Source organism: Streptomyces sp. NPDC012825 (assembly GCF_042900925.1).
In the GTDB taxonomy this organism is placed as follows: Bacteria; Actinomycetota; Actinomycetes; order Streptomycetales; family Streptomycetaceae; genus Streptomyces.
Map to the genome: position 1 here is coordinate 56,913 of NZ_JBIBBZ010000020.1, position 26,534 is coordinate 83,446.

At 73.3% G+C, this 26,534-nt stretch carries 21 protein-coding genes and 2 pseudogenes; 7 read left to right on the top strand and 16 right to left on the bottom strand.

From position 1 onward, the window contains the following. The first annotated feature begins 17 nt into the window (after window positions 1-17). Together ACFY7E_RS28570 and pulA are read left to right on the top strand one after the other, a co-directional pair. Window positions 18-1,709: a carbohydrate-binding module family 20 domain-containing protein gene (locus tag ACFY7E_RS28570; protein ID WP_389489822.1), complete on the top strand. Its 1,692-nt coding sequence runs from the start codon at window positions 18-20 to the stop codon at window positions 1,707-1,709. A 106-nt stretch (window positions 1,710-1,815) separates the two neighbouring features. Next, a complete protein-coding gene (gene pulA, locus ACFY7E_RS28575; RefSeq protein ID WP_389489824.1) occupies window positions 1,816-7,119 on the top strand; it encodes a pullulanase-type alpha-1,6-glucosidase in 5,304 nt (1,767 codons plus the stop codon). 57 nt (window positions 7,120-7,176) lie between these two features. Here the strand turns inward: pulA and ACFY7E_RS28580 are convergent, their stop codons facing one another. Next, complete coding sequence (locus ACFY7E_RS28580) at window positions 7,177-7,941, bottom strand: TetR/AcrR family transcriptional regulator (RefSeq protein WP_389489826.1); 765 nt, start codon at window positions 7,939-7,941, stop codon at window positions 7,177-7,179. Between the two features lie 37 nt (window positions 7,942-7,978). Between ACFY7E_RS28580 and ACFY7E_RS28585 the strand changes: the two genes are divergently transcribed. Then, window positions 7,979-8,476 (top strand): hypothetical protein, encoded by a 498-nt coding sequence (locus tag ACFY7E_RS28585; RefSeq protein WP_389489828.1) that lies wholly within the window; start codon window positions 7,979-7,981, stop codon window positions 8,474-8,476. A 3-nt stretch (window positions 8,477-8,479) separates the two neighbouring features. Here ACFY7E_RS28585 and ACFY7E_RS28590 read toward each other — a convergent pair whose 3' ends face one another. The 8 genes and pseudogenes from ACFY7E_RS28590 to ACFY7E_RS28625 form a co-directional block, all read right to left on the bottom strand. After that, entirely contained in the window at window positions 8,480-9,544 is a 1,065-nt protein-coding gene (locus tag ACFY7E_RS28590; protein WP_389489830.1) for a PDR/VanB family oxidoreductase, read from the bottom strand. Then, window positions 9,544-10,428, bottom strand: coding sequence for a metal-dependent hydrolase (locus ACFY7E_RS28595; RefSeq protein WP_389489832.1), 885 nt, complete (start codon window positions 10,426-10,428; stop codon window positions 9,544-9,546). The genes ACFY7E_RS28590 and ACFY7E_RS28595 overlap by 1 nt, the downstream gene beginning before the upstream one ends. Before the next feature lie 116 nt (window positions 10,429-10,544). After that, on the bottom strand, window positions 10,545-11,345 hold the full coding sequence (locus tag ACFY7E_RS28600; RefSeq protein ID WP_389489834.1) for a tyrosine-protein phosphatase: 801 nt from the start codon (window positions 11,343-11,345) through the stop codon (window positions 10,545-10,547). A 138-nt stretch (window positions 11,346-11,483) separates the two neighbouring features. Then, the gene (locus tag ACFY7E_RS28605; RefSeq protein ID WP_389489836.1) at window positions 11,484-12,485 is read right to left on the bottom strand and encodes an NAD-dependent epimerase/dehydratase family protein; all 1,002 of its coding nucleotides are present in this window, start codon (window positions 12,483-12,485) and stop codon (window positions 11,484-11,486) included. Between the two features lie 205 nt (window positions 12,486-12,690). Then, window positions 12,691-13,248, bottom strand: a complete 558-nt coding sequence (locus tag ACFY7E_RS28610; protein WP_389489839.1) for a winged helix-turn-helix domain-containing protein — start codon at window positions 13,246-13,248, stop codon at window positions 12,691-12,693. Window positions 13,249-13,610: 362 nt separating this feature from the next. After that, the gene (gene glnII, locus ACFY7E_RS28615; RefSeq protein WP_389489842.1) at window positions 13,611-14,642 is read right to left on the bottom strand and encodes a glutamine synthetase; all 1,032 of its coding nucleotides are present in this window, start codon (window positions 14,640-14,642) and stop codon (window positions 13,611-13,613) included. A 284-nt stretch (window positions 14,643-14,926) separates the two neighbouring features. Next, window positions 14,927-15,615: pseudogene (locus tag ACFY7E_RS28620) on the bottom strand (hypothetical protein); the annotation flags it as partial. After that, window positions 15,612-16,160: pseudogene (locus ACFY7E_RS28625) on the bottom strand (hypothetical protein); the annotation flags it as partial. The pseudogenes ACFY7E_RS28625 and ACFY7E_RS28620, both read right to left, overlap by 4 nt. A 15-nt stretch (window positions 16,161-16,175) precedes the next feature. Here ACFY7E_RS28625 and ACFY7E_RS28630 point away from each other — a divergent pair. Beyond that, a complete protein-coding gene (locus tag ACFY7E_RS28630) occupies window positions 16,176-17,081 on the top strand; it encodes a Gfo/Idh/MocA family protein (RefSeq protein WP_389489844.1) in 906 nt (301 codons plus the stop codon). A gap of 2 nt (window positions 17,082-17,083) precedes the next feature. Here the strand turns inward: ACFY7E_RS28630 and ACFY7E_RS28635 are convergent, their stop codons facing one another. Then, on the bottom strand, window positions 17,084-17,446 hold the full coding sequence (locus ACFY7E_RS28635) for an arsenate reductase family protein (protein ID WP_389489847.1): 363 nt from the start codon (window positions 17,444-17,446) through the stop codon (window positions 17,084-17,086). A gap of 149 nt (window positions 17,447-17,595) precedes the next feature. Here ACFY7E_RS28635 and ACFY7E_RS28640 point away from each other — a divergent pair, with 149 nt between their 5' ends. Beyond that, a complete protein-coding gene (locus ACFY7E_RS28640; RefSeq protein WP_383441134.1) occupies window positions 17,596-17,871 on the top strand; it encodes a hypothetical protein in 276 nt (91 codons plus the stop codon). 77 nt (window positions 17,872-17,948) lie between these two features. On the opposite strand, the gene glnA is transcribed toward ACFY7E_RS28640, so the two are convergent. Next, window positions 17,949-19,373, bottom strand: a complete 1,425-nt coding sequence (glnA, locus tag ACFY7E_RS28645; protein ID WP_383444175.1) for a type I glutamate--ammonia ligase — start codon at window positions 19,371-19,373, stop codon at window positions 17,949-17,951. 256 nt (window positions 19,374-19,629) lie between these two features. On the opposite strand from glnA, the gene ACFY7E_RS28650 reads away from it, so the two are divergent. Further along, window positions 19,630-20,097, top strand: coding sequence for an RDD family protein (locus tag ACFY7E_RS28650; protein ID WP_389489850.1), 468 nt, complete (start codon window positions 19,630-19,632; stop codon window positions 20,095-20,097). A gap of 74 nt (window positions 20,098-20,171) precedes the next feature. On the opposite strand, the gene ACFY7E_RS28655 is transcribed toward ACFY7E_RS28650, so the two are convergent. The 4 genes from ACFY7E_RS28655 to lipB form a co-directional block, all read right to left on the bottom strand. Further along, window positions 20,172-20,876, bottom strand: coding sequence for a DUF4191 domain-containing protein (locus ACFY7E_RS28655; protein WP_389489852.1), 705 nt, complete (start codon window positions 20,874-20,876; stop codon window positions 20,172-20,174). Window positions 20,877-20,886: 10 nt separating this feature from the next. After that, window positions 20,887-21,102, bottom strand: a complete 216-nt coding sequence (locus tag ACFY7E_RS28660) for a hypothetical protein (RefSeq protein ID WP_389489853.1) — start codon at window positions 21,100-21,102, stop codon at window positions 20,887-20,889. A 252-nt stretch (window positions 21,103-21,354) separates the two neighbouring features. Beyond that, window positions 21,355-22,335 carry a lipoyl synthase gene (gene lipA, locus ACFY7E_RS28665; RefSeq protein ID WP_389489855.1) on the bottom strand — a complete coding sequence of 327 codons (981 nt, stop codon included), beginning with the start codon at window positions 22,333-22,335 and terminating at the stop codon, window positions 21,355-21,357. Window positions 22,336-22,468: 133 nt separating this feature from the next. Continuing rightward, the gene (lipB, locus tag ACFY7E_RS28670) at window positions 22,469-23,275 is read right to left on the bottom strand and encodes a lipoyl(octanoyl) transferase LipB (RefSeq protein ID WP_389489857.1); all 807 of its coding nucleotides are present in this window, start codon (window positions 23,273-23,275) and stop codon (window positions 22,469-22,471) included. A gap of 306 nt (window positions 23,276-23,581) precedes the next feature. On the opposite strand from lipB, the gene ACFY7E_RS28675 reads away from it, so the two are divergent. Continuing rightward, window positions 23,582-25,051, top strand: coding sequence for a regulator (locus ACFY7E_RS28675; RefSeq protein WP_389489860.1), 1,470 nt, complete (start codon window positions 23,582-23,584; stop codon window positions 25,049-25,051). A 34-nt stretch (window positions 25,052-25,085) separates the two neighbouring features. Here ACFY7E_RS28675 and ACFY7E_RS28680 read toward each other — a convergent pair whose 3' ends face one another. Further along, window positions 25,086-26,438, bottom strand: a complete 1,353-nt coding sequence (locus ACFY7E_RS28680; protein ID WP_389489920.1) for an FAD-dependent oxidoreductase — start codon at window positions 26,436-26,438, stop codon at window positions 25,086-25,088. Between the last annotated feature and the right edge of the window lie 96 nt (window positions 26,439-26,534).

Here is a 26,534-nt window from a genome sequence, read left to right on the forward strand (position 1 = left end):
AGTCGGCAGGAGGAAACATGGCCAGAAAGACCGTGGCCGCTGCACTCGCCCTCGTGGCGGGAGCCGCTGTGGCCGTCACGGGAAACACTCCCGTCCAGGCCGCACCGCCCGGTGAGAAGGACGTCACCGCGGTGATGTTCGAGTGGAAGTTCTCCTCGGTCGCCAAGGAGTGCACCGACCGCCTCGGGCCCGCCGGATACGGCTACGTCCAGGTCTCCCCGCCCCAGGAGCACCTCCAGGGCGGCCAGTGGTGGACCTCGTACCAGCCGGTCAGCTACAGGATCGCCGGACGCCTCGGGGACCGCACCGCCTTCAAGAACATGATCGACACCTGTCACGCGGCGGGCGTGAAGGTCGTCGTGGACTCCGTCATCAACCACATGGCGAACGGGTCGGGCACGGGAACGGGCGGGACCCCGTTCTCCAAGTACGACTACCCGGGCCTCTACTCCGGCGCCGACATGGACGACTGCCGGGCCGAGATCACGAACTACCAGGACCGGGCCAACGTCCAGAACTGCGAACTGGTCAAGCTCCCCGACCTCGACACCGGCGAGGACCACGTCCGCGGAAAGATAGCCGGCTACCTCAACGACCTGCTCTCCCTCGGCGTCGACGGCTTCCGCATCGACGCCGCCAAGCACATGCCGGCCGCCGACCTCGCGAACATCAAGTCGCGGCTCACCAAGCCCGGCGCGTACTGGAAACAGGAGGCCATCTTCGGCGCCGGCGAGGCCGTCTCCCCGAGCGAGTACCTCGGCAGCGGCGACGTGCAGGAGTTCCGCTACGCCCGCGACCTCAAGCGGGTCCTGCGGAACGAGAAGCTGGCGTACCTCAAGAACTTCGGCGAGGCCTGGGGCCACCTGCCCTCCGGCCGGGCCGGCGTCTTCGTCGACAACCACGACACCGAGCGCGGCGGCGACACCCTGTCCTACAAGGACGGCGCGCACTACACCCTCGCCTCCGTCTTCATGCTCGCCTGGCCCTACGGCTCCCCGGACGTCCACTCCGGCTACGAGTGGACCGACAAGGACGCCGGCCCGCCCAACGGCGGCCAGGTGAACGCCTGTTACAGCGACGGCTGGAAGTGCCAGCACGCCTGGCGCGAGATCTCCTCCATGGTGGCCTTCCGCAACACCGCGCGCGGCCAGGCCGTCACCGACTGGTGGGACAACGGCAACAACGCCATCGCGTTCGGCCGCGGCTCCACGGCGTACGTGGCGATCAACCACGAGTCCTCGGCGCTCACCCGCACCTACCAGACCTCCCTGCCCGCCGGCACCTACTGCGACGTGCAGTCGAACAACCCCGTGACGGTCGACGGATCGGGCCGGTTCACGGCCACCCTGGGCGCCGACACCGCGCTCGCCCTGCACGCGAACGCCAAGAGCTGCGGCACCACCCCGCCGCCCGTCACCACCGGCACCTCCTTCAACGCCACCGCGACCACCGTCGTCGGCCAGAACATCCACGTCACCGGGAACCTCGCCGCACTCGGCACCTGGTCCCCGGTCTCGGCCCCCAAGCTCGACCCGGCCGCCTACCCGGTCTGGAAGCTGACGCTCTCCCTGCCCGCCGGAACGACCTTCGAGTACAAGTACCTCCGCAAGGACGCCGCCGGAAACGTCACCTGGGAGACGGGCGCCAACCGCACGGCGACCGTCCCCGCCTCCGGACAGCTCGTCCTGAACGACACGTTCCGCAACTGACCCACGGCCGACCCCCCACCGGCCGTACCCCACCCACCGACCCCGCACCGCGGGGCCGCCCCACCCGGGGCGGCCCCCTCTTCCCGTACCTCCAGGGAGAAACCCCGTGATACGCAAGAGAACGGCGGTCGCACTGGCCGCCGCCCTGTGCGCGGCCCTCGTGCCCGCCGTCCCCGCGACCGCCGCTCCGAAGCCCCCGGCCCCGCCGTCCGACCGGGCGCTCGCGGCCGAACCCGCCCGCCAGGACCTCACCCGCGAGCAGTTCTACTTCGTCCTGCCCGACCGCTTCGCCAACGGCGACCCGTCCAACGACCGCGGCGGCCTCACCGGCAGCCGCACCCGGACCGGCTTCGACCCCGCCGACAAGGGCTTCTACCAGGGCGGCGACCTCAAGGGCCTCACCCAGCGGCTCGACTACATCAAGGGCCTCGGCACCACCGCCATCTGGATGGCGCCGATCTTCAAGAACCGGCCCGTACAGGGCGAGGGCGAGAACGCCTCGGCCGGCTACCACGGCTACTGGATCACCGACTTCACCCAGGTCGACCCCCACTTCGGCACCAACGCAGACCTGGAGCGGCTGATCGCCGCCGCCCACGCCAAGGGCATGAAGGTCTTCTTCGACGTCATCACCAACCACACCGCCGACACCGTCGACCACGCCGAGAAGGCGTACGGCTACCGCCCCAAGGGCGCGTACCCCTACCTCGACAAGGACGGCCGCCCCTTCGACGACCGCGACGCGATCGGCCGGGTGGACGCGGACTCCTTCCCGTACACGCCGGTCGTCGAGACGGACGCGGAGAAGGGCGTCAAGGTCCCGTCCTGGCTCAACGACCCCACGATGTACCACAACCGGGGCGACTCCACCTGGGCCGGCGAGTCCGCCGAGTACGGCGACTTCGTCGGCCTGGACGACCTGTGGACCGAGCGGCCCGAGGTCGTCGCGGGCATGGAGCGGATCTACGAGAAGTGGGTCCGCGACTTCAAGATCGACGGCTTCCGCATCGACACCGTCAAACACGTCGACCTGGACTTCTGGACCCAGTGGGCCACCGCCCTCGACGCCTACGCGAAGAAGCGGGGCCGCGAGGACTTCTTCATGTTCGGCGAGGTCTACTCCGCCGACACCGCCGTCACCGCGCCCTACGTCACCCGGGGCCGGCTCGACGCCACCCTCGACTTCCCCTTCCAGGACGCGGCCCGCGCCTTCGCCTCCCAGGGCGCCGGGGCCGACCGCCTCGCCGAGGTCTTCGCCGAGGACTACCGGTACACCACCGACAAGGCCAATGCCTACGAGCAGGTCACCTTCCTCGGCAACCACGACATGGGCCGCATCGGCACCTTCCTCCAGCAGGACAACCCGAACGCCACCGACGCCGAACTCCTCGAGCGGGCCCGGCTCGCCAACGAGCTGATGTTCCTCTCCCGGGGCAACCCGGTGATCTACTCCGGCGACGAGCAGGGCTTCACCGGCGCCGGCGGCGACAAGGACGCCCGCCAGCCCCTCTTCGCCTCGAAGGCCGCCGACTACCTGGACGACGACCAGCTCGGCACCGACCGCACCCACGCCACCGACGCGTACGACACCGGCCACCCGGTCTACCGCTCGGTCGCCGCCCTGTCGAAGCTCACCCGCGAGCACCCGGCCCTGCGCGACGGCATCCAGCGGGAGCGGTACGCCGAGGGCTCCGTCTACGCCTTCTCCCGCACGGACGCGAAGGCGCGCACCGAGTACCTCGTCGCCACCAACGGCTCCACCGGCGAGAAGACGGTCGGCATCCCCGTCGACTCGGCGGCCTTCCGCGCCCTGTACGGGGGTCAGGGCGCCGTCACGGCGAAGGACGGCAGGGTCACCGTCACCGTCCCCGCCCTCTCCTCCCTGGTCCTCAAGGCCGACCGGCCCCTCCCCGCCCCGGCCGTGAAGCCCTCCCTGGCCCTCGAGGCCCCCGCCGCCGGAGCCACCGGAACCGTCGAGCTCTCCGCCGACGTCACCGGCGGGCAGCTCAACCGGGTCGTCTTCGCCGCCCAGGTCGGCAACGGACGCTGGCAGACCCTCGGCACCGCCGACCACGCCCCCTACAAGGTCACCCAGCACGTGACCGCCCCCGCCGGCACCGCCCTGCGCTACAAGGCCGTCGCCGTCGACAGCGCCGGCCGCACCGCGAGCGCCACCGCCGCCACCACGGCGGGCGCGCCCCCGGCCCCCGAGAAGCCGGTCGCCGTCGAGCGCACCCACGCGATCGTCCACTACAAGCGCCAGGACGGGGACTACGACGGCTGGAAGCTGAAGGCCGCCGGTCAGGAGGCCGCGTTCACCGGCCGCGACGCCCACGGCGCCTTCGCCTGGGTCAAGGTCCCCGAGGGCGCCGCCACGATCCCGTACACCGTCGAGAAGGACGGCGCCGCCGACGGCCCGCGGCGGACCGTCGACCTCGGCCGCACCGGGGAGGTCTGGATCACCCAGGGTCAGGACGGTCAGTCCGACACCGACCCGGCCCCGGTCACCCCCGACAGGACCAAGGCCGTCCTGCACTACCAGCGCGCCGACGGCGACTACGACGGCTGGGGCCTGCACACCTGGACCGGCGCCGCCCAGCCCACCGACTGGTCCAAGCCCCTCATGCCCGTCCGCGTCGACGCGTACGGCGCCGTCTACGAGGTGCCGCTCGCCGAGGGCGCGGCCTCCCTGTCGTACATCCTCCACAAGGGCGACCAGAAGGACCTGCCCACCGACCAGTCCCTCGACCTCGCCACCTACGGCCACGAGGTCTGGCTGCTCGGCGGGGAGCCCAAGTACCTCCTGCCCACCGTCGGCGGCGCCCCCGACCTCGACCTCGCCAAGGCCTCGGCCCAGTGGATCGACCGGAACACCGTCGTCTGGAAGGTGAAGGCCACCGACGCCACCAGCCAGCAGCTGGTGTACGCGAAGGACGGCGGGATCGCCGTCACCGGCGGCGCCCTGAACACCGAGGGCCAGTGGCTCCGGCTGAACCGGGCCGCGCTCACCGACGCCCAGAAGGCCGAGTACCCCCATCTCGAGGAGTACCCGGCCTTCACCGTCGACCCGCGCGACGCCGACCGGATCCGCGACTCCCTGCGCGGCCAGCTCATCGCCACCCAGCGCGCCGCCAACGGCGCCCTGCTCGCCGCCACCGGCGTCCAGACCGCCGGCGTCCTCGACGACCTGTACGCGAAGAAGGCGACCGGAGCCGCCCTCGGCCCGGTCTTCGGCCGCCACGGGGTCACCCTCTCCGTCTGGGCCCCCACCGCCCAGTCGGTCGCCCTCGAACTCGACGGCCGGACCGTCGCCATGCGCCGCGACGACACCACCGGCGTCTGGTCCGCCACCGGCCCGAAGTCCTGGACCGGCAAGCCGTACCGCTACGCGGTGAAGGTCTGGGCCCCCACCGTCCAGAAGACGGTCACCAACAAGGTCACCGACCCCTACTCCACCGCCCTCACCACCGACTCCGCCCGCAGCCTCGCCGTCGACCTCACCGACCCGAGGCTCGCCCCCACCGGCTGGAAGAGCCTGAGGAAGCCCGCCGCCGTGCCGCTGCGGGACGCCCAGATCCAGGAGCTCCACATCCGCGACTTCTCCATCGCGGACCTCACGGCCCGCGCCGACCACCGGGGCACCTACCTCGCCTTCACCGACAAGGACAGCGAGGGCTCGAAGCACCTGCGCGACCTCGCCGCCTCCGGCACCTCCTACGTCCACCTCCTCCCGGCCTTCGACATCGGCACCGTCCCCGAGAAGACGGGCGACCAGGCCACCCCTGCCTGCGACCTCACGGCGTACGCCCCCGACTCCGAGGAGCAGCAGGCCTGCGTCACCGCCGCCGCGGCCGAGGACGGCTTCAACTGGGGCTACGACCCGCTGCACTACACCGTCCCCGAGGGCTCCTACGCCACCGACCCCGAGGGCACCCGCCGCACCGTCGAGTTCCGGCGGATGGTCCAGGCCCTCAACGGCGACGGACTGCGCACCGTCATGGACGTCGTCTACAACCACACCGTCGCCGCCGGACAGTCCGACAAGTCCGTCCTCGACCGGATCGTGCCCGGCTACTACCAGCGCCTCGACGCCGACGGCGCCGTCACCACCTCCACCTGCTGCGCCAACACCGCGCCCGAGAACGCCATGATGGGCAAGCTCGTCGTGGACTCGGTCGTCACCTGGGCCAGGGAGTACAAGGTCGACGGCTTCCGCTTCGACCTCATGGGCCACCACCCGAAGGAGAACATCCTCGCCGTCCGCAAGGCCCTCGACGCCCTGACCGTCGCGAAGGACGGCGTCGACGGCAGGGCGATCGTCCTCTACGGCGAGGGCTGGAACTTCGGCGAGGTCGCCGACGACGCCCGCTTCGTCCAGGCCACCCAGAAGAACATGGCCGGCACCGGGATCGCGACCTTCTCCGACCGGGCCCGCGACGCCGTGCGCGGCGGTGGCCCCTTCGACGAGGACCCCGGCGTGCAGGGCTTCGCCTCCGGCCTCCTCACCGACCCCAACACCTCGCCCGCCAACGGCACCCCGGCCGAGCAGAAGGCCCGCCTCCTGCACTACCAGGACCTCATCAAGGTCGGCCTGACCGGCAACCTCGCCGACTACGCCTTCACCGACACCTCCGGCCGCACGGTCAAGGGCTCCGAGGTCGACTACAACGGCTCCCCGGCCGGCTACGCCGCCGCCCCCGGCGACGCCCTCGCCTACGCCGACGCCCACGACAACGAGTCCCTGTACGACGCGCTCGCCTTCAAGCTCCCGGCGGACACGTCCCCGGCCGACCGCGCCCGCATGCAGGTCCTCGCCATGGCGACGGCCACCCTCTCGCAGGGCCCGGCGCTCTCCCAGGCCGGCTCGGACCTGCTGCGCTCCAAGTCCCTGGACCGCAACTCCTACGACAGCGGCGACTGGTTCAACGCGATCCACTGGGACTGCCGCGACGGCAACGGCTTCGGCCGGGGCCTCCCGCCGGCCGCCGACAACGAGCCCAAGTGGGGCTTCGCGAAGCCGCTCCTGACGAACCCGTCCCTCACCGTCGGCTGCGCGCAGATCGACGGCGCCTCGGCGGCCCACCGGGACCTCCAGAAGATCCGCACCACCGAACCGGTCTTCTCCCTGGCCACCGCCGACCGGGTGCGCTCGGCCCTCACCTTCCCGCTCTCCGGCCGCGACGAGACCCCCGGCGTGATCACCATGCGCCTGGGCGACCTGGTCGTCGTCCTCAACGCGACCCCGGAGACGCAGACCCAGAAGGTCACCGACCTGGCGGGCAGGGACTACGCCCTGCACCCCGTCCAGGCGAAGGGCTCCGACCCGGTCGTGAAGACCGCCGCCCACGAGAAGGGCTCGGGCACCTTCACGGTCCCGGCGCGGACGGTGGCGGTGTTCAAGGCCGGATGACCGAACCCCGGGGGGAGCGCCCGCACCCCCCGGGGACGCCCCGTCGTACGCGCGGAGCTACGGGCCGTCCTCCCGCGGACGCTGATCGGGTACGCCGGGCAGCGCGTCCGACGGGGCCGCTCCCGGCAGCCGCGCGGGTACGAGGGAGACGAGCCGGGCCACCAGGTCCCCGAAGGGGCCGTCGGCCGGCTCGTCGGCGAGGATCCCGACCAGGATCTCCGCCGTCCCCGGGTCGTACGCGGCGCTCACCGCCGCGAGGGCCGCGAAGTCGTGCACGAGCTGCAACTCCAGCTCCGCGCGCGGCACCCGCCGCCCGTCCAGCCAGAGCAGCGCCGTCGTCTCGGCGAGCGACACCCAGGAGCGGACCACCAACTCCAGGCGGGCCGAGGGCTCCTCGACCTCCAGGTGCGCGAGGATCTGCTCGTAGGCGGCCTGCCGCACCTCGTCGATCATCGCGTTCGTCGTCGAGGAGCCGACGGCCGGACCGCCCCGCATCAGGGCCGCGAACCCGGGGCCGTGCCCGTCAACGAAGTCGAAGAAACGCCCCATCACCCGCAGCAGCCGGGCACCCAGCGGGCCCTGCGGCGGCTCCACGAAGCGGGCCGCCAGCTCGTCGGCGGCCCGCCGGAGGGCCGCCTCGTAGAGGCTCTGCTTGCCGGGGAAGTAGTGGTAGACCAGCGGCCGCGAGATCCCGGCGGCCGCGGCGATCTCGTCGATGGACACCTCGTCGGGAGAGCGGTGGCTGAAGAGTTCGAGGGCCACCCCGATCAGCTGCTGCTTGCGCTCCTCGACGCCCATCCTGCGGCGTACCCCGGTCGTCATGCGAACAGCCTAACGGCGTCCGTTACGCTCCTGCCCCATGAGCGCTCCCGACCAGGACACCCCGGCGACCGGGGCCCCGAAGGCACCCGGGGTCCCGAAGCCCGCCGACGCGCCCGCCGAAGAGCTCGCCGACGGCCTCGCGGAGGAGGCGGACGACGAACTCGCCGACGAGGAGGAAGGATTCGACGAGGACGAGGACGAGCCGGACGAGCCCGACGAGGACGAGTCCGACGAGGACGACGGGGACGGCGAGGGCGACGGGGACGGGCGGCCCGTCGCGGGCCTCACCCCCAAGCAGGCCAGGCGGCTGCGCGTCGCCGCCGCCTCCGTCCTCCTCGTCGCCCTCGCCGTGGTGCTCGTCGTCCGCCTCGCGAGCCGTACGTCCGTCCTGGTCGTCGGCGTGTACGGATTCGCCATGATCCTCTGCGGGATCGTGATCGAACTCTCCCGCAACGGCCGTACCCGACTGGGCACATGGCTCCTGGTGGGCGGCCTGCTCACCGCCCTCGCCCTGGACTGGCTGGTCCTCCCGTAGCGGTCACAGGTCGAGCACGAGCCGCTTCCCCGCGCAGCGCGAGACGCAGATCAGCATCGAGTCGTCCCGCTCGGCGTCGGTGAGCAGCTCGTCCCGGTGGTCGACCTCGCCCGCCAGGACGGGCTGCCTGCAGGTCCCGCAGAAGCCCTGCCGGCAGGAGTACGGGACGTCGGGCAGCTCCTCGCGGACCGCGTCCAGGAGCGACTGGCCGGCCGCCACCGCCAGTGTGCGGCCGGAGCGGCGCAGTTCGGCCTCGAAGGCGGTGCCGCCGGTCGCCGCGGACGCCGAGAAGCGCTCCAGGCGCGGGGTCCGGCCCTCGGGCAGCGCCGCGCCGACCGCGTCCATGAGACCGTCGGGACCGCAGCAGTACACGGCGGTGCCCTCCGGCAGGTCCGCGAGGAACCCCAGGTCGGGCAGGCCGGACTCGTCCTCGGCGACCACGGTCGTACGGCCGTCGCCGCCGAGCGCCTCGACCTCGGCGAGGTACGGCATGGTGGCGCGGCTCCGGCCGCAGTAGAGCAGCCGCCAGTCGGCCCCGGCCGCCCCGGCGGCGCGCAGCATGGGCAGGACCGGGGTGATGCCGATGCCGCCGGCGACGAAGACGTACGCGGGCGCGTCGACGAGCGGGAAGCGGTTCCGGGGGCCCCGGATCTCGACCTCCACGCCCTCGCGGAGCTGCTCGTGGACCTCGCGCGAACCGCCCCGGCCGCCCTGCCCGGCCCCGATCAGCCGGGTGGCCACCGTGTACGAACCGGTGTCGGCGGGGTCGCCGCAGAGCGAGTACTGCCGGACGAGCCCGGAGGGCAGGACCAGGTCGATGTGGGCCCCCGGCCGCCAGGCGGGCAGCCCGGCGCCTTCGAGGCGCAGCTCGACGACGCCCTCGGCGGGCGCGGTACGGGCGGCGACCCGGACCTTGCGGGGGACGGTGTGGCCCCGGCCGTACCCGGAGACGGGCTCGTCCAGCGCGGGCATCGGCCACAGCGGGGCGGTGGACAGGCGGCGGCGGACGGCCCGGCGGACGAGCAGGGCGGCCCCGGCGGCGAGGGCGACGGAGGCGAACCGGGGCATCAGCGGCCCCCGTTGGCGCCGGGGGAGGAGGCGAGGTAGGCCGCGGCCTGCGCGGTGTCGCCCTCCTGGGAGGGGTGGTAGGAGCGGCTGAGGTAGCGCGGGATGGAGCGCAGCATGGCCGGGGTGGAGGGCAGCACGCCCTGCCGCCCCTTCCGGACGAAGTCCGCGAAGGAGGCCTTCGGGTCGACCAGGCTCGGGTCGTTCTCCAGGAAGAAGCGGATGCCCCGCTGCCAGAGGAAGACCAGCGCGCCGAAGGCGAGCGCCCAGGTGCGGGCGCGGCGCCGGTAGCCGCCGTCCAGGTGCGTGAAGAGCTCGAAGGCGACCGAGCGGTGTTCGACCTCCTCGGCCCCGTGCCAGCGCAGCAGGTCGAGCATGGTCGGGTCGGCGCCGGCCCGGTCGAGCGCGTCGGCGTTGAGGACCCAGTCGCCGAGGAAGGCGGTGTAGTGCTCGATGGCGGCGATCATCGCGACCCGCTCCCTCAGCCACCAGCGGCGCGGCCGGCCGGGCGGCAGGGTGCGGTCCCCGAGCAGCTTCTCGAAGAACCAGTCGACCTGCGCGGTGTACGGGGTGGGGTCGAGGCCCAGTTTCCGCAGGTGCGGCAGGACGTCGTCGTGGGCCTGGGAGTGGACGGCCTCCTGGCCGATGAACCCGATGACGTCCTCGCGGAGCCGGTCGTCCGTGACGTACGGCAGCGCCTGCTTGTAGACGTGCACGAACCAGCGCTCGCCGGCCGGGAGGAGCAGGTGCAGCACATTGATGGTGTGCGTGGTGAACGGATCACCCGGAACCCAGTGGAGCGGCGTCTCCTCCCAGTCGAAGGAGACCTTGCGGGCTCTGAGTTCGACGTGCTCCGACGCCACCGGTGCGGGCTGCGTATGAGACATGCCGTCAATGTACTGAGGGGTAAGCGACGGGAACAGGTGCGTGCGGGGCCTTTTTGCGAGGGAGGGGCGACGGGGCGCGGCCCCGGCCCCCGGTTCCGAACCGGAACCGGAAGTCGTCAACCGCCCCCCGTCGTCAACCGCTCCCGGATCCGCTCCGTCACCTCGTCCGGCACCCCGAGCCCCTCCCGTACGTACTTCTCCATCGAACCGTGCCGCACCGCCACCTCGTCGAGCGCCGCGTCCAGGTACTCCGGGAGCACCCCGATCAGGTCGAGCGCCAGCTGCGGGTCGCCGCCCTGGGCCGTGAACCCCTCGATCATCGGCGCGAACGCCTGCCGCACCGCCGGATTGACCGACAGGTACTCCTCCCGCACCGTCCCCTCGTCCGCCCCGAGCAGCGACAGGACGACCGTCGCCGCCCACCCCGTCCGGTCCTTGCCCGCCGTGCAGTGGAAGAGCAGCGGCCCGGCGTCCGGCGCGCCCAGCTCGGCGAGGAGGACGGCGTAGGCGGCGCGGGCGGAGTCGGCGGAGACGAAGGCCCGGTAGGTGCGGGCGAAGGCCTCCCGCATGCGGCCCCCGCCCAGGTGCTCCTCGGCCAGGGCGGGCTGGGAGAGCAGCGTCTTCAGACGCGCGGCCGGGGGCAGCCCGCTGGTGGCCGGCCAGTCCGCGAGCACGTCCGCGACGAGCGGCCGCGCGCCGGCGGGCAGCCGGTCGGGCCGCTCCGCGCGCTCGCCGTCCGTCCGGAAGTCCACGACCGTACGGATCCCCAGACCCGCCACGGCGGGATCGTCCGGGTCGAGCCGGTCGAGCTGCGCCGAACGGAGCACGACCCCCGCCCGGACCGCGCGCCCGCCGGCGAGCGACAGACCGCCGAGGTCACGGAGGTTGGCGACGGAGACGGCGGGGATGGCGGCCATGACGTCGACTCCTCCGGTTCGCACTGCTTCGCACCCTTCCCGTCGACCGTAAGCGATCACACCGGTACGGGCAGGTCCTGCTGCTCCCTCGGGGCACCGGCCCGGACCCTCATGCCCCGGCCGGGTGCCGCCCGCCCCTCACCGCCCGGCCAGCGCCGCCAGGACCTCCGCCTCCCGTTCCGGTGAAAGCCCGGCCCCCGGGCGGTCCGGCCGCTGGGGCGCGACCCCGCCGAGGGACTCCAGCCACGCCCAGGTGTCCGCGACCGTCTCCGCCACGGGACGGCAGCGCAGCCCGGCCGCGAGCGCGCGGGAGACGTCGGCGGTGTGCATCGCGTCGTACGTCTCGCCCGGCGGCAGCCACACCGGCAGCTCCGTCCACGGCTCCGCCCCCGCCGCGAGCAGCTCCTCCGGCGCGGTCCAGCGCAGCTCGGCGCCCGAACCCGTGACCCGCGCGCAGGCGTCGAGGAGCCCGCCCATGGTGGCGTGCCCGGGCGGCGAGACGAGGTTGTACGGCCCCGAGAGCCCGGCCGCCACCGCGTCGAGCGTCCACAGGGCCAGGTCGCGCACGTCCACGTACTGGATGGGCGACGACGCGGGCCCGGGGGCCAGGACCGGGCCGCCGCGCGCCGTCCGGTTCAGCCACCAGGGGAGCCGGCCCACGTTCTCGTACGGTCCGAGGATCAGGCCCGCGCGGACGAGCAGCGTCCGGTCGGCGCCGAAGGCGGCCGTGGCGGCGAGCTCCCCGCCCCGCTTGGCCTCCGCGTACGGCACGTCCCCGTCGTCCGGCGAACCCTCCACCAGCGGACCGTCCTCCGCGAGCCCGGCCGCCGGGGGCCAGGCGTACACGGAACGGCTCGACACGTACGCGTACCGCCCGACCCGGTCCGCGAGCAGTCCGGCCGCGTCCCGCACCGCGGAGGGGGCCGCCGACCAGGTGTCCACGACGGCGTCCCAGGAGCCCCCGGCGAGGGCGGCGAGACCGTCGGGACCGGCGGTGCGGTCACCGAGCAGGGTCCGGACCCCGGCCGGGGGAGCGTGCCGGCCCCGGTGGAAGACCGTCACCTCCCACCCCCGGTCGAGCGCGGCCTCGACGACCGCGCGACCCACGAACTCCGTACCTCCGAGCATCAGCAGCTTCATGATCCGAGCCTGCCCGACCGCCCGGGACCGGGCCGGCGATTCCGCTCCCGGGGGATTCCGCCGGGGGCGGACGCGCCGGGACGGGATACGGCCCGGTGTCACCGACCCCACCGCTCAAGGCCCGGACACGGGCCTGTCGGCGCCCCCCACCCCCACCCTCACCGCGAAGGCGAAGGCGAGGGCGAGGACGAACCGAACCGCCCGATCAGGGCGTGTACTTGTAACCGACCCGACGCACGGTCTGGATCGTGTGGCGGTGTTCGGCGCCCAGCTTGCGGCGCAGCCGGGCCACGTGCACGTCGACCGTACGCCCGTCGCCGACGTGTCCGTAACCCCACACCGTCGTGACCAACTGGTCGCGGGTGTGCACCCGGTGGGGGTGCGCCACCAGATGGGCGAGGAGCTCGAACTCCAGGTACGTCAGGTCCAGCGGCTGCCCGTCCACGACGGCGACCCGCTGGACGTCGTCGATGGCCACCGGGCCCCGCTCCTCGGCCGCGACGGGCGCGGTCACGGGGGAGGGGACGGCGGCCGCGGGCAGGTGCGGCTGCTGGTCGGCCGGGACGAGCACGAGGTACCCGACCATCGGCGGACGGCCCGGCAGCGTGGGCAGGGCGTGCTGCGGCGCGGGCAGCAGGGTGGCGCCGGGCGGCAGGAAGTCCGCCACCTGGGAGAAGTCGACGACCTCGTTCGGATCGACGGCACGCAGTCGGTGCCGGCCGGGACGGACGGCCGTGAGGGAGGCGCTCTGGGTGTGGGCCATGGCAGGTCAGCTCTTTCGCGCGGAGAAACGGACGGACAGGCGTCGTACGTCGTGCGCGTCGGCCGAAGGCCGGGGATCGGACCGGACCGATCAGGGCTTTAGAGGGCCGACGCGTTCCTCGCGCGGCAACACACCCGGTCGAAGTCGTGATGCTGCCGGGAAGGCCAGAACGGCTCGAGGTCGTGACGACCCGTCGCGGTGTCGTTCTGCATGGTGGCCATATCCCTATTGAACCAGAAGGGAAACACGGGGACGACCCCCGGGACGACCGAAACCTGTGTCGTCCGTCCCACATGACGGAAGGGGCGCCCACCGTACGAAACGGCGGGCGCCCCTCCGGAAGACACTCGGAGAGCTCGCGGTCAGACCTGGCCGGCCTTCTCCAGGGCCTCGCAGCAGGTGTCCACCAGGAGGCGGGTCACCACGTACGGGTCCACGTTGGCGTTCGGGCGGCGGTCCTCGATGTAGCCCTTGCGGTCCTGCTCGACCTGCCACGGGATGCGGACCGAGGCGCCGCGGTCCGAGACGCCGTAGGAGTACTCGTCCCACGGGGCGGTCTCGTGCAGGCCCGTCAGGCGCTCGTCGATGCCCGCGCCGTAGTTCTTGACGTGGTCGAGCGGCTTCGAGCCCTCGCCCAGGGACTCGCACGCGGTGACGATCGCGTCGTAGCCCTCGCGCATCGCCTTCGTGGAGAAGTTGGTGTGCGCGCCCGCGCCGTTCCAGTCGCCCTTCACCGGCTTCGGGTCCAGGGTCGCGGAGACGTCGAAGTCCTCGGCCGTGCGGTACAGCAGCCAGCGGGCGATCCACAGCTGGTCGGAGACCTCCAGCGGGGCCAGCGGGCCGACCTGGAACTCCCACTGGCCGGGCATGACCTCGGCGTTGATGCCGGAGATGCCGAGACCGGCCGTCAGGCAGTTCTCCAGGTGCGCCTCGACGACGTCGCGGCCGAAGATCTCGTCCGCGCCGACACCGCAGTAGTAACCGCCCTGCGCGGCCGGGAAGCCGGCCTCGGGGAAGCCGAGCGGACGCGAGCCCTTGAAGAAGGTGTACTCCTGCTCGATGCCGAAGATCGGCTCCTGCGCGGCGTACTTCCCGGCGACCTCGGCGAGCGCGGCGCGCGTGTTGGACTCGTGCGGCGTCATGTCCGTGTTGAGGACCTCGCACAGCACCAGGACGTCGTCGCCGCCGCGGATCGGGTCCGGGCAGACGAAGACCGGCTTGAGGACGCGGTCCGAGGCGTGGCCCTTGGCCTGGTTCGTGCTGGAGCCGTCGAAGCCCCAGATCGGCAGCTCGTCGAGGGCCGGGACCTCACCGGCGATGATCTTCGTCTTGGAACGGAGCTTCGCGGTCGGCTCGGTGCCGTCGATCCAGATGTACTCAGCCTTGAAGGTCACGGGGCTCATCCTTAGGGCGCGTGGCGTGCTGCTGGGGTTTCCCCCGGCGCCCGGAGGCGGCGGGAGGGGCTGCCCGCGGCGGCTCGCGGCGCTGCGAGAAGCTGCGGTCTCCGTACGGACCCGGCCGGGGCCGGACCGTACGACTGCTTTCGGACCGCAGCTTCGCAACACGGGATTTCCCGCCGGTTGCCCGTTTGTGAACCCCGTGTTACTCAGCCTTCCCGGCCCTCCCGCACCTTCCGTGCGACGACGTGCGCGTCCAGGAGCCCGCCCGGACCCGCCGCCCCGATCCGCGCCGCGAACTCGGGCACCGGGACGCCGTGGTGCGCGTACCGGTGGACGAGTTCCCCGTACAGGTCCTCGACGAGCGTCGGGTGCAGGACCCGGTAGTCCTCCGGATGCGGCACGACGAAGGCCGCGGCCAGGGCGTCGGCCACGTACAGGAGCGTCCCGCACCGGCCCGGACGCAGCTCGAACACCCGCAGCGCCTCCCCGAGCCCCGGCACGTCCCACCCGGCGTACGCCGCCTCGGCCCGCGGCGAGAGCCCGCACCGCGCCGCCTCCCGGGACCGGTCGTCCCAGACCATCGACGGCCCGCCGAAGTGCAGCGCGAGGTAGCCCTCCAGGGCCAGGCGCAGCGGCAGGAACCGCAGCCGCCGCTCGCCCCGCCGGCGCTTGGCCGGCCGGTGGACGCGGCGCACGGGCACACACGGGGGCGCCGGGTCCCCCAGCCGGGTCCCGCACGCGGCGGACTCGCCGTCCTGCCGCGAACCGGACCGGTCGGCGACGAAGCCGTGCGGGACGTACGAGGTGTACGCGGTCCGGCCGCCGAGGTCCACCGCGGCCGCCCGAATCCCTCGTACACCTCCCGGCGCAGCCGGAGGCCGGGCACCGGCTCGGCCCGTACGAGCCGCACCCCGCCCCACACCCGCGCGGGCCGCACGTCGAGCCCGCCGAGATCGATCCGGGTCACCCTCCGCCTCCCGCGTGGAACGCCTCCACCCGCCGGTCCGGACGGGCCCACAGCTCCGCGAACTGCGCGATCTCCACCAGGGCCGCCAGGTCCTCCGCGTCCCGGATGCCGGCGGTCGGCACGCCCGGCGCGAGCCGGCGCACGTCGAAACCCCCGGCGTCGTATACGGGGTTGAGGTGCACGACACCGGTCCGCCGCTCCGGATCGAGCCGTGTCCGCCACACCCGCAGCACCTCGCCCGCGAGTCCCGGCGGGGCGTCGTCCCAGCCGTCCGGGACGATCACGAGCCGCTCCGGGCCGCTCTCCGGGGCGTCCAGGACCCGCAGGCCGAGCGGGGTCGGCCCGTACGGCCGGACGAGCAGCGGATCGTCCCCGCCGGAGGTCCACAGCGAGGTCTACGAGCCCGGCGCCGCGAGGGCCTCCAGGAGGAAGTGGCGGCCCGGGGCCACGGCCGGCGGACGGCGCCGCCTCACCGCCGAACCGGACGACGAGAAGCTGTCGTCGAGCACGGCGGCCACCCGCCCCCGGCTCCCGGCGCAACCACCCGGCAGACTGTGACCATGGCGAAGAAGCTCGGGGCCAGGCCCCGCATAGGACTCCTCGGCACCGGCCCCTGGGCCGGGCACACCCACGCGCCCGCGCTCGCCGGGCATCCGGACGTCGAGTTCAGCGGGGTGTGGGGGAGGCGCCCGGAGGCGGCGGAGGCGCTGGCCGCCGCGTCGGGCACGCGCGCGTACGCGGACGTGGACGCGCTCTTCGCGGCGAGCGACGCCGTGGCCCTCGCCCTGCCGCCGGACGTGCAGGCCCCGCTGGCGGTGCGGGCCGCGGCCGCCGGCTGCCACGTCCTCCTGGACAAGCCGGTCGCCACGACGGTGGCCGGCGCCCGCGAGGTGGCGGAGGCGGTCGGGGCGGCGGGCGTCGCCTCGGTGGTCTTCTGCACCCTCCGGTTCGCGGAGCCGACGGCCTCCTGGATCGAGGAGCAGGCGGCGGCGGACGGCTGGTTCCTGGGCGAGGCGCACTGGCTGGGCTCGCTGTACGGCTCCGGCTCCACGAGCGAGTACGCGGCCTCGCCCTGGCGGCGCGAGAAGGGCGGCCTGTGGGACGTGGGCCCGCACGTCCTCTCGGTCTACCTGCCGATCCTGGGGGACGTCGCGGCGATCACGGCGGCGCGGGGCCCGGCGGACACCCACCACCTGATCCTGCGCCACGCGTCGGGGGCGAGCAGCACCGCCACCCTCACCCTGAGCGCCCCGCCGGAGGCGGCGGAGGCGGCCCTCACCCTCTACGGCACGAAGGGCCGCGCCGAGCTGCCGCTCTGGGACGGCGCGGTGGACGCCTTCGGAGCGGCCGTGGACGCCCTGGTCGCGTCGGCCCGCACGGGCGTCCCCCACCCCTGCGACGCCCGCTTCGGCCTCCGCCTCACGGAGATCCTGACGGAGGCGGAACGCCTGACGGCGAGGCCCTGATCTCAGCGGCGGGAGAGGGCGTCCCGCACGGCCTCCTCGGTCCGCCCCACGACGGCGGTGCCGTCCTCGGCGGTGATGATCGGCCGCTGGATGAGCTTCGGGTGCGCGGCGAGGGCCTCGATCCACCGGTCGCGGCCCTCCGCGTCCCGGGGCCACTCCTCCACCCCGAGCTCCTTCGCCTCGGCCTCCCGGGTCCGGGTGATGTCCCACGGTTCGAGCCCGAGCCGCCCGAGCACCTCCCGGATCTCGTCGGGCGAGGGCACGTCCTCCAGGTAGCGCCGCACGGTGTACCCGGCCCCCTCGGCGTCGAGGAGGGCGAGGGCGCCGCGGCACTTGGAACAGGCGGGATTGATCCAGATCTCCATGGCGCCCACGCTACCCCCGCGCCCCCCTTCCGCACCGCCGAAAACCGGTCCTGGCCAGGGACGATTGTCAGTGGGGGCCGGTAAAATAATGGGTGAAGGTGAGGGTCCCGAGGAGGCCCCCCACCCCGCCGTTCGCCAGGAGGTAGCCCATGGCTCTCGCCATGATCCGGACGCCGTCCCTCGAACCCTGGAAGCCGCTCCAGAAGCAGCCGCTCCCCGCGGGCCGGCCCCGCGAGTGGTACGTCACGCACAACCGGCGCCTGAAGGCCATGCGCCTCGCGATCGCCCTCCTCGACGCCGGCGTCTACGTCCCGTCGAAGGCCACGAACGCGACCATACGCACCACGGCCGAGCAGCTCGGCATCCACCCGCCCTCGGACACCACCTGCCGCATGGTCCGCACCCTGATCCGCTACGGGCGCTGACGGGGCCCTGGGCACGGCGAAGGCCGCCGCCCCCGGACTTCCGGGAGCGACGGCCTTCGTACGACGGGCCCCGCGATTTAGAGGTCGAAGTAGAGCTCGAACTCGTGCGGGTGCGGCCGCAGCTGGATCGGGGCGATCTCGTTCGTGCGCTTGTAGTCGATCCAGGTCTCGATCAGGTCCGAGGTGAAGACGCCACCGGCCTGGAGGTACTCGTTGTCCTCCTCCAGGGCGGAGAGGACGGCCTCGAGGTTGGTCGGGACCTGCGGGACGTTGGCGTGCTCCTCCGGAGCCAGCTCGTACAGGTCCTTGTCGATCGGCTCCAGCGGCTCGATCTTGTTCTTGACGCCGTCGAGGCCCGCGAGGAGCAGCGCCGAGAAGGCGAGGTACGGGTTCGAGGACGGGTCCGGCGCGCGGAACTCGACGCGCTTGGCCTTCGGGTTCGCACCCGTGATCGGGATGCGCATGGCGGCGGAGCGGTTGCGCTGCGAGTACACCATGTTGACCGGGGCCTCGAAGCCCGGGACCAGGCGGTGGTACGAGTTCACCGTCGGGTTGGTGAAGGCGAGCAGCGACGGGGCGTGCTTGAGGATGCCGCCGATGTAGTAGCGGGCGGTGTCCGACAGGCCCGCGTAGCCCGTCTCGTCGTAGAACAGCGGGTCGCCGTTGGCCCACAGCGACTGGTGGACGTGCATGCCCGAGCCGTTGTCACCGAAGATCGGCTTCGGCATGAAGGTCGCGGTCTTGCCGTTCCGCCAGGCGACGTTCTTGATGATGTACTTGAACAGCATCAGGTCGTCGGCCGAGGCCAGCAGCGTGTTGAACTTGTAGTTGATCTCGGCCTGGCCGGCGGTGCCGACCTCGTGGTGCTGGCGCTCGACCTGGAGGCCGACGTTCTCCAGCTCCAGGGACATCTCCGAGCGCAGGTCGGCGAAGTGGTCGACCGGCGGGGCCGGGAAGTAACCGCCCTTGTAGCGGACCTTGTAGCCGCGGTTGTTCTCCTCCGCACCGGTGTTCCAGGCGCCGGCCTCGGAGTCGATGTGGTAGAAGCCCTGGTTCGCCGAGGTCTCGAAGCGCACCGAGTCGAACACGTAGAACTCGGCCTCGGGGCCGAAGTACGCGGTGTCGGCGATGCCGGTGGAGGCGAGGTACGCCTCCGCCTTCTTCGCGATGTTGCGCGGGTCGCGGCTGTACGCCTCGCCCGTGATCGGGTCGTGGATGAAGAAGTTGATGTTCAGCGTCTTGTCGCGGCGGAAGGGGTCCACGCGGGCCGTCGACAGGTCGGCGCGCAGCGACATGTCCGACTCGTGGATGGCCTGGAAGCCGCGGATCGACGACCCGTCGAACGCGAGCTCCTCCGACGGGTCGAAGGCCGAGGCGGGGATCGTGAAGTGCTGCATCACGCCCGGAAGGTCGCAGAACCGGACGTCGACCATCTTGACGTCGTTGTCCTTGATGAACTTCTGAGCCTCTTCGGCGTTCTGGAACCCGTGCGTCTGGGACATCCCACTCCTCCTACTCCCGGCCCGGGGAGGGGCGGGGTTGCAGCTCGTTCGTGCGGCCAGTGCGGTGGCACACGCTGGACCCGACCATAGGCAGACGGGATTTCTCAAGCATGACCCAATTGTTTCGTCGAAGTTAACCGGGGTGGGTGCCGGTCCTGCTCCGGGCATGCCTGGTTCCCGCCCCTCTGGGGGCCACCGGACCTCCATCCGCTACCCGGGCCGAAGAGATCGAAAACGGGCACAGTACCGTGGTCGGGTGGACAACAGGCAAGCAATCGGATCGTGGCTCTCCGGCCCCCGCGCGGCGGCCGAGGAAGCGGGCGTCGACTTCGGCTACCGCGGTCAGCAGCTCGGACTGCCCGAGGAGGGGCCCGGTTCGATCGCCCGCCCCGGGCGGCGCCTCGGCGCCCTCGCCGTCGACTGGGCCTTCTGCATGCTGATCGCATACGGCCTGGTCACCGACGGCTACAGCCAGGCCACCGGCAACTGGGCCCTCGCCATCCTGTTCGTCACGAGCGCCCTGACCGTCGGCACCGTCGGCGCCACGCCCGGCAAGCTCCTCCTCCGCCTGCGCGTCGTCTCCGTCCGCGGCGGCCGGCTCGGCCCGGTGCGCGCGGCCCTCCGCTCGCTCCTCCTCTGCCTGGCGATCCCGGCCCTCGTCTGGGACCGCGACGGCCGCGGCCTCCACGACCGCCTCTCCGGCGCCGTCCAGGTCCGCGTCTGACGACACCGCGCGTACGCGAGAGGGGCTCCGGACCGTGTGGTCCGGAGCCCCTCTCGCGTGTTCGCTCGGGCGCGTCAGCGCGCCTTTCCACCGCGCGGCATCCGCATGCCCTTCGGCATGGGTCCCTTCGGCAAGGGCATGTTGCTCATGAGGTCCCCCATCGCCCGCAGCCGGTCGTTGGCCGCGGTCACCTGCGGGCCGGTGAGGACCCGGGGCAGCTTGAGCATGGTCGTGCGGACCTTCTTCAGCGGCACCCGGCCCTCGCCGTCGCCGACGATGATGTCGTGCACCGGCACGTCCACCACGACGCGGTTCATGCGCCTCTTCTCCGCCGCGAGGAGCGTCTTGACCCGGTTCGGGTTGCCCTCGGCCACCAGCACGATGCCGGCCCGGCCGACCGCGCGGTGGACGACGTCCTGGTTGCGGTTCATCGCGACCGCGGGGGTCGTCGTCCAGCCGCGTCCGACGTTCTGCAGCACCGCCGCCGCCGCGCCCGGCTGGCCCTCCATCTGCCCGAAGGCCGCGCGCTCGGCGCGCCGCCCGAAGACGATGGCCGCCGCCAGGAGCGCCAGGACGAAGCCCAGGATGCCCAGGTAGACCGGATGACCGATGAGGAAGCCGATCGCGAGGAGGACACCGAGTACGCCGATGCCCACGCCCGCGACGACGAGACCGACCTTCGGGTCGGCCTTCCGGGTCATCTTGTACGTGAGGGCGATCTGCTTCAGTCGCCCGGGGTTGGCAGCGTCAGCGCTGCTCGTGTTTGCCTTCCTCGCCATGTCCTGAAGTTTACGTGGCCCGGGAGGCGCGGCCCGACGCGACCTCCATCACGCGCTGGGCCTCGACCCGGTCCCTGGCGCGGCGCCGGTCCTCCAGGACGGAGTTCCAGGCGTTGCGCCGGGCGGTGCGCTGTCCCGAGCCCAGGAGCAGCGACTCCACGGCCCTCAGGGCGTCGGTGACGGACGGGATCGCGGTGACGCGGACGTGCGTCGATGCGGCCGGCATGGCGGGGTCCTCCCTCGATGGCGGGTGAGACGAGGCGGGGTGGGGGCGAGCGGTGGCGGTGGGTGGAACCAGGCTCACAGATCGGTGTTACCAGGACGTGACCCGGCGGTCAAACACGGGTGAAACGCCGGTGCGGCCGGTCGGCCCAGTGGGGAAACGGCGGTGCGGTCCGTACGGGCCCGCTGAGCTGCGGGGTCGTACGGACCGCACCGGATCCGGCCACTACCGGCCGGTAACTACTTGTGCTCGGATTCACACACCAGTCGGTGCGCTTGCTTCCGCGCTCTGCACGGCCGCCCGCTTCTCCATCGCCTGCTGGTACAGACGTCCCGCGCGGTACGACGAGCGCACCAGCGGGCCCGACATCACGCCGGAGAAACCGATCTCGTCGGCCTCCTCCTTCAGCTCCACGAACTCCTGCGGCTTCACCCAGCGCTCCACCGGGTGGTGGCGGACCGAGGGGCGCAGGTACTGCGTGATCGTGATGAGCTCGCAGCCCGCGTCGTGCAGCTGCTGGAGCGCCTCGCTGATCTCCTCGCGGGTCTCGCCCATGCCGAGGATCAGGTTCGACTTCGTGATCAGACCGTAGTCACGCGCCCGCGTGATGACGTCCAGGGAGCGCTCGTACCGGAAGCCGGGGCGGATGCGCTTGAAGATGCGCGGCACCGTCTCCACGTTGTGCGCGAAGACCTCGGGGCGGGACTCGAAGACCTGCTCCAGGAGCTCCGGCACCGCGTTGAAGTCGGGGGCCAGCAGCTCGACCTTGGTGCGGCCCGTCTCGCGGCCCGCCGTCTGCTGGTGGATCTGGCGCACGGTCTCCGCGTACAGCCAGGCGCCGCCGTCCTCCAGGTCGTCGCGCGCGACGCCGGTGATCGTGGCGTAGTTCAGGTCCATCGTGACGACCGACTCGCCCACGCGGCGCGGCTCGTCGCGGTCGAGGGCCTCGGGCTTGCCCGTGTCGATCTGGCAGAAGTCGCAGCGCCGGGTGCACTGGTCGCCGCCGATGAGGAAGGTCGCCTCGCGGTCCTCCCAGCACTCGAAGATGTTGGGACAGCCCGCCTCCTGGCAGACCGTGTGCAGGCCCTCGCTCTTCACGAGGCCCTGCATCTTCGTGTACTCGGGCCCCATCTTCGCCCGGGTCTTGATCCACTCGGGCTTGCGCTCGATGGGGGTCTGGGCGTTCCGGACCTCCAGGCGCAGCATCTTGCGTCCGTCGGGTGCGACTGCGGACACATCGGCTCCTGTAGCTTCGATTCTTCGGCGTACACCAGGGTACGCCCGTGGCTTCCATGCCTGCCTACGTCCGGCCAACCTCTGGCCATCGCCCCCGCATTCCCGGGGGCCGTACGGACGGGGCGGCCCGGGGTCAGACGGACGCGGGCTCCACGGCCCGCGGCTTCAGCTCCGCGTGCTCCAGGACCTCCCGCAGGTGCCTCTCCACCACCGGCAGCACCTCCTCGACCGTGACGTCACGGCCCAGCTCGTTGGCGAGCGAGGTGACGCCCGCGTCGCGGATGCCGCACGGGATGATCCGGTCGAACCAGGCGTTGTCCGGGTTCACGTTGAGCGCGAAGCCGTGCATCGTGACGCCCTTGGCGACCCGGATGCCGATCGCCGCCAGCTTCCGGTCCTCGCGGCGCTGGCCGGCGTTGGAGGGCGCGTACTCCGGTCCGTTCAGGCGCGGGTCGAACTCCTCGTCGGTCAGGCGCGGGTCGAAGTCGAGCGAGAGTCCGCCGAGCGACGGCCGCTGCCCCGCTGCTTGTCGGGGTTCCCCCAGGACCCACACCCCGCTGCGGCCCTCGATCCGCGTCGTCTCCAGGCCGAAGTCGGCGGCCGTGCGGATCAGGGCCTCCTCCAGGCGCCGCACGTGCGCGACGACGTCCACCGGGCGGGGCAGCTTCATGATCGGGTAGCCGACCAGCTGGCCGGGACCGTGCCAGGTGATCTTCCCGCCGCGGTCCACGTCCACCACCGGCGTCCCGTCCAGGGGGCGCTCGCTCTCCGCCGTGCGCCGGCCGGCCGTGTAGACCGGCGGGTGCTCCAGGAGCAGACAGGTGTCGTCGATCTCGTCGGCGAACCGCGCGGCGTGCACCTCGCGCTGCCTGTCCCAGGCCACCCGGTAGTCGACGGCGTCCTCGCCGAAGCCGAGACGGACGAATCGCAGCTCACTCACGGCCATGCCTCCTCCTGTGCCGGGAGACCGGGGACCGGGGATCATCCCGGGCCGGTTCGGCACCATGCGTCATTCGCGCCCGTGCCACTGTACGGCGGCGCCGGGACCGCCCCTCCGGCGGGCGGACGGGGCCCGGGGGAGGCGGACGGGAGCGCCCACGTCAGCGGTCCCCCCAATCCTCACACGATCGGATGAATGTGGGGCGAAGGTAGTGGTACGGGCCGTGGGGGCCGCTAAATTCGCGCCGTTCCAGGAGGGTCCGCAGGGGTGCCGCCCGGACCCGGAAAACAGGAGACCGCACAGCCGATGACGGAACGACCCCCGCAGCGCATCCCGAACAGCCGGCTCGCCGCGCTCATCGCCGAAGCAGGGTTCTCCCACGCGGGCCTCGCCAGACGGGTGGACCAGCTCGGCCTGGAACACGGCCTCGACCTGCGGTACGACAAGACCTCCGTGACCCGCTGGCTCCGGGGTCAGCAGCCGCGCGGCACCACCCCCGCCCTCATCGCCGAGGTCTTCACCCGCCGCCTCGGCCGCCGGCTCTCCGCCCAGGACCTCGGCCTCGACGCCTGCGCGCCCGTCTACGCGGGCCTGGAGTTCGCCGCCACCCCCGAGGAGGCCGTCGACATCGTCGGCGGCCTGTGGCGCAAGGACTCCGGCAGCCACGCCGAACTCCGCAAGATCGCCTTCACCCCGGCGGGCCTCGTCGTCCCCAGCCGGGACTGGCTGATCGGCCGCGCCGACGAGCGGGTGGCGCGGGGCGAGCCCGCCCCCTCCCGCCCCTCCGCCGGGGCGCCCCCGCACGACCCCCGGGTCCCGGCCCAGGGCCGCTTCTCCGTGCCCCGCCAGCGCGGTACGGACCGGGGGCCCGGACAGCGCGTCTCCGGCGGCGACGTCGCCGCCCTCCGCTCGGTCGGCGAGCTCTTCCGCACCCTCGACCACGCCTACGGCGGCGGCCACGCCCGCCAGGCACTCGTCCGCTACCTGGAGCACGAGGCCGAGCCGATGCTGCGCGGCACGTACGGGGAGTCCACCGGCCGCCGCCTCTTCGCCGCCGTCGCCGACCTCACCCGGCTCGCGGGCTGGACCTCGTACGACATCGCCGCCCACGGCCTCGCCCAGCGCTACTTCGTCCAGGCGCTGCGCCTCGCGCAGGCGGCCGGGGACCGGGCGTACGGCTCGTACGTGCTCCTCACCATGAGCCACCAGGCCGTCTACCTCGGCCACGGGCGGGAGGCCGTGCAGCTCGCCCGGGTCGCCCAGCAGGGCGTCGGGCCCGCCGCGCCGCCCGTCGTCCAGGCGATGCTGCACGCGGTCGAGGCGCGCGGCCACGCGGTCCTGGGGGAGGGGCGGGCGTGCAGCGCCTCGCTCGTCCGGGCCGAGCGGGCCCTGGGGGCGGCCCGGCCCGGCGACGAGGTGCCGTACTGGGCCCGGACCTTCGACGAGGCCCAGCTCGCCGACGAGCTCGCGCACAGCCACCGCGACCTCCAGCAGCACCGCGACGCCGCCCAGCACGCCGAGCGCTCCCTCCAGCTCCGCGCCCCCGGCTTCGCCCGCAGCCGCCTCTTCTGCCGGGTCGTCCTCGCCACCTCCCGGCTCGCCCTCGGCGAACTGGAGCAGGCCTGCGTGCTCGGCGCCGAGGCCGCCAAGGAGGCCTCCGAGATGCGCTCGGCCCGCGCCGTGGAGTACGTACGCGACTTCGAGCGCCGCCTGGAGCCCTACCGGGACGCGGCGCCGGCCCGCACCTACCGCGACCGGGTGGCCGCGATCGGCTGACCGGGGCCGGGCCCGGACGGTCCGGGCCCGCCCCCTAGGCCGCCTCCACGGCCAGGGGCTCCGCCGGGAGTCGTACGCCCAGGTCCGTCAGGAGGGCGCGGGCCGCGCGGTGGCCCGAGGCGAGGGCGCCGCGGGGGGTGCTCGTGGCGCGGTGGTCGCCGCAGACGTAGAGCCCCGCGAGCAGCCGGACCGAGCGGTGGCCGTCGTGCGGGGGCGGCATCGCCGGGACCGCGTCCGGGGTGTGCCGGAGCGCCAGCAGCTCCCACTCGTCGGTCGACGTGCCGTACAGCGTGGCGAGGTGCTTGCGGACCCGCCGCTCCGTGTCGTCCGGCGGCGTCCCGAGCACCGTCGAGGTGATCAGGGTCCGCCCCGCCGGGGCCCGGCCCGGGTCGACCGCGCTCATCACGGCCGTGTGGGCCACGGGGCCGTCCGGGTCCGACTCCAGGAGCAGCACCGGGTCCCCGGTGGGCGCGACGGGCGCCGTGTGGTGCAGGACCGTCACCGGGTGGAACGCGGGCGTCCGCAGCCCCGGCAGCAGCTCCGCCGCCGTGCGCGCCCCCGTGGCCAGCACCACCGAGCGACAGCGGAACACCCCGTGCTCCGCCGTCGTGACCCGGGAGACGGACGCCTCCGTGACCCGTACGCCGGTGCGGACCGTGCCCGGCGGAAGGCCGGCCGCGAGCAGCTCGGGAAGCGCCGCCGCGCCGCCCTCCGGCACGGCGAGCCGGCCCCGGGCGAAGGCGCGCAGCGCCAGGTCGGCCCGCCTGCTCGACGTGCTCAGGTCCGGGTCGGCCAGGAGCGCCGCGAGCAGCGGCCGCAGCACCCCCTGGACCGTCCGGGCGGGCAGCCGCGCGTCCAGGGCCTCGCGGGCGGTCCGCTCGGGCCGGGCGAGGATCCGCTGCGCCGGGGTCGCCGCGAGCCGGACGAGGGACGCGCCGAGCCGGGCCTGGTCGAGCGAGGCCGCCGGATGCCGGGGGGCGCTCGCGAGGGCGCGCGCCACGCTGAACGCTCCCCCCGCGCTCCGTCCGCCCGTCGCCCGGGGCGCTCCGGCCGTCCGGCGCGGGTGCGGGGCGCCCCATCGCGCGTACCGGCCGTCGCTGTGCACGAGGACCCCGGGGGCGAAGGGGCGCAGCGCGAGGCCGCCGAGTCCCGGCAGGGCCCGCAGCTCCTCGTACGACAGGGTGAGCAGCGGGCCCACCCGGTCGAGCCGGAAGCCGTCGACGGAGGCGGTCGCCATCCGGCCCCCGATCCACGGCTCCGCCTCCAGGACGGCGACGGAGAGGCCGGCGCGGGTCAGCCGGTGGGCGGCCGCGAGCCCCGCCGCCCCGGCCCCCACGACCACGACGTCGACGGTGCCGCCGGTCCCGCCCGTGCCACCCGTGTCGATGGTGCTGACTGTGTCGGTGGTGCTGCTGTTCGTGCTGTTCGTGCTGCTCTCCGTGCTGCTGACGGTGTCGTCTGCGCTGCTGAGCACGTGCCCCTC

What these genes read in the sequence shown, in the direction of transcription:
- ACFY7E_RS28570 (WP_389489822.1), top strand. Translation starts at nt 18, where the DNA reads ATGGCCAGAAAGACCGTGGCCGCTGCACTCGCCCTCGTGGCGGGAGCC.
- ACFY7E_RS28580 (WP_389489826.1), bottom strand. Translation starts at nt 7,941, where the DNA reads ATGACGACCGGGGTACGCCGCAGGATGGGCGTCGAGGAGCGCAAGCAG.
- ACFY7E_RS28585 (WP_389489828.1), top strand. Translation starts at nt 7,979, where the DNA reads ATGAGCGCTCCCGACCAGGACACCCCGGCGACCGGGGCCCCGAAGGCA.
- ACFY7E_RS28590 (WP_389489830.1), bottom strand. Translation starts at nt 9,544, where the DNA reads ATGCCCCGGTTCGCCTCCGTCGCCCTCGCCGCCGGGGCCGCCCTGCTC.
- ACFY7E_RS28595 (WP_389489832.1), bottom strand. Translation starts at nt 10,428, where the DNA reads ATGTCTCATACGCAGCCCGCACCGGTGGCGTCGGAGCACGTCGAACTC.
- ACFY7E_RS28600 (WP_389489834.1), bottom strand. Translation starts at nt 11,345, where the DNA reads ATGGCCGCCATCCCCGCCGTCTCCGTCGCCAACCTCCGTGACCTCGGC.
- ACFY7E_RS28605 (WP_389489836.1), bottom strand. Translation starts at nt 12,485, where the DNA reads ATGAAGCTGCTGATGCTCGGAGGTACGGAGTTCGTGGGTCGCGCGGTC.
- ACFY7E_RS28610 (WP_389489839.1), bottom strand. Translation starts at nt 13,248, where the DNA reads ATGGCCCACACCCAGAGCGCCTCCCTCACGGCCGTCCGTCCCGGCCGG.
- ACFY7E_RS28630 (WP_389489844.1), top strand. Translation starts at nt 16,176, where the DNA reads ATGGCGAAGAAGCTCGGGGCCAGGCCCCGCATAGGACTCCTCGGCACC.
- ACFY7E_RS28635 (WP_389489847.1), bottom strand. Translation starts at nt 17,446, where the DNA reads ATGGAGATCTGGATCAATCCCGCCTGTTCCAAGTGCCGCGGCGCCCTC.
- ACFY7E_RS28640 (WP_383441134.1), top strand. Translation starts at nt 17,596, where the DNA reads ATGGCTCTCGCCATGATCCGGACGCCGTCCCTCGAACCCTGGAAGCCG.
- glnA (WP_383444175.1), bottom strand. Translation starts at nt 19,373, where the DNA reads ATGTCCCAGACGCACGGGTTCCAGAACGCCGAAGAGGCTCAGAAGTTC.
- ACFY7E_RS28655 (WP_389489852.1), bottom strand. Translation starts at nt 20,876, where the DNA reads ATGGCGAGGAAGGCAAACACGAGCAGCGCTGACGCTGCCAACCCCGGG.
- ACFY7E_RS28660 (WP_389489853.1), bottom strand. Translation starts at nt 21,102, where the DNA reads ATGCCGGCCGCATCGACGCACGTCCGCGTCACCGCGATCCCGTCCGTC.
- ACFY7E_RS28675 (WP_389489860.1), top strand. Translation starts at nt 23,582, where the DNA reads ATGACGGAACGACCCCCGCAGCGCATCCCGAACAGCCGGCTCGCCGCG.